This window comes from Lentzea sp. NBRC 102530, from assembly GCF_030269365.1.
Classification (GTDB): domain Bacteria; phylum Actinomycetota; class Actinomycetes; order Mycobacteriales; family Pseudonocardiaceae; genus Lentzea.
Genome location: NZ_BSTF01000060.1, coordinates 1 through 285 on the forward strand (window position 1 = coordinate 1; position 285 = coordinate 285).

A 285-nucleotide genomic window follows, 5' to 3' on the forward strand; every position below is an offset into this window, starting at 1 on the left:
TCCGAAACTCCTTCGGGAGCTAGGGGACTGTGGAGCGCGGGACCTGAACTTGTAGTAGTCAAGCGATGGGGTGACGCAGGAGGGTAGCTCCGCCAGTGAGTGGTAGTACTGGTGCAAGCGTGTAGGGAGTCTGGTAGGCAAATCCGCCAGGCATATATCCTGAGACGTGATGCGTAGCCGATTGAGGCGAAGTAGAGTGATCCCATGCTGCCGAGAAAAGCCTCTAGCGAGCTTTCACGCGGCCCGTACCCCAAACCGACACAGGTGGTCAGGTAGAGAATACCG

The 285-nt window shown here is 57.5% G+C and carries 1 rRNA gene; it reads left to right on the plus strand.

Annotated features, from left to right (window positions below):
* Nucleotides 1-284 (plus strand): 23S ribosomal RNA (locus QSK25_RS45275); the annotation flags it as partial.
* Nucleotide 285 lies beyond the last annotated feature (1 nt).